Source organism: Actinocorallia lasiicapitis (assembly GCF_054778695.1).
The window spans coordinates 1-1,419 of record NZ_BAAGZI010000710.1 but is presented as its reverse complement, the minus strand read 5'-3'; the positions used below and the strand labels follow the sequence as shown (position 1 = coordinate 1,419).

2 pseudogenes are annotated in these 1,419 nt (G+C 73.4%); both read right to left on the bottom strand.

What is annotated here, in order from left to right:
- Positions 1 to 439, bottom strand: a pseudogene (locus ACYVE7_RS34015) (hypothetical protein); the annotation flags it as partial.
- 50 nt (positions 440 to 489) lie between these two features.
- Positions 490 to 1,419 (bottom strand): annotated as a pseudogene (locus tag ACYVE7_RS34010) (hypothetical protein); the annotation flags it as partial.

Genomic DNA, 1,419 nt, shown 5'->3' with positions numbered 1-1,419 from the left:
CGGGCTGGGACCAGGCGTTCGCGGCGGGTGACGCGGCGTTCCACGGGTCCGAGGGTTCGGTGGCCGGGAAGGAGACGGCGTCGGACCGCTGCTCGGGGGCGGCGTCCAGCGGCGGCTTGGGCAGCGGGTTGGCGGCGGTGGGGGCGGTGCCCGGCGGGTGGATCGCGTCCGGTTCGAGGACGGGGGCGTCGTCGGCGGAGCCCGGTGGGGGGACGGCTCGGCGCGTGTCCACGGCGTTGAAGCCGGGGCCCGCGACGAGGACGTCGTCGTAGGGCGCTTCGGGCCCGGACGCCCACCAGGGAGCGTTGGGCGGGCCCGGCTCCGAGGACGGTGCGGCGGGATCGGTGGAGCGGTGGCCGAAACTCGGCGGGGCCGAGGGGAACGACGCGGACGCGTCGGACGCCTCGGCTCCGTGGGGGCCATCGTCAGGACCGGACATGGTCCGACAGCCTAACCGAACGTGCAAGATCCGGGGAGATAGCCCATAAATCAGCCACCGGCGGGCATCGGCTTGCCGTTCTGGTCGCGGTAGTGCAGCGCGGGGCCGAGCTTGCTGCCCAGCACCGTGCTCTGGATGAACTGGGTGACGGCCGGCTTGGACTTCGCCGGGATCGGCTTGCCGTTCGGCAGCTGCACCCAGCTCAGGATCAGGTAGTGGCCGCGTGCCTGCGCGGAGCCGAGCGCGTCGGCGTTCCCGATCTTCGCGGTGGGGGCCTTGCCGGGCAGCGGCACCAGATAGGTGTCGTTGGCGTTCGGGGCCGTCGCGACGGTCTCGGCCTTCTTCGCGGCGGCGGCGGTGCTCAGGTTGGCGACGCCGATGGTGCCGATGAGCTTCCCGCCGGACGTCGTGAAGGTGGCGCGCAGGAGCTGCGTGCACTTCCCGGCCGTCAGCGCCGCCGACAGCTTCGCGCCCTTGACGCCCTGCGCGCAGGTCGTGGAGTTCGACGCCGTCATCAGATAGGTGACGCCGTCCTGCGTGAACTTCTGCTGCCCGAACACCTCGGCGAGGGTCAGCGGCTTGGGGTCGGTCTTGACGTTGGTGACCAGCCCGGCCTTCGGCTTGGGTTCGGCGGGTTTGGACGGCTTGCCCGGGTCGGCCGGCTTGTCCTCCGCCTTGGCGCCGTCCGTGGCGGCGGCCGACGACGGGGTCTTCTTCTTCTCGTCCCCGCCGAGCACCACGTAGGCCGCGCCCGCGACGACCACGGCGCCGACCAGCGCCGCGCCGATGATGACGGGCAGGTTGCTCTTCTTCTTGGCGCCGAGCCCCGCGGCCCGGCCGCGGCCCAGGCCCTCGTCGCCGCCGTTCCACTGCTCGTTCTGGCCGTAGGCGGGCGGCCCGCTCCACGCCTGCTGCGCGCCGCTCGGTGCGTCGTACACGGGCTGGGCGCCGCTGGGGGCGTCGTAGGGGGGCTGCTGGGC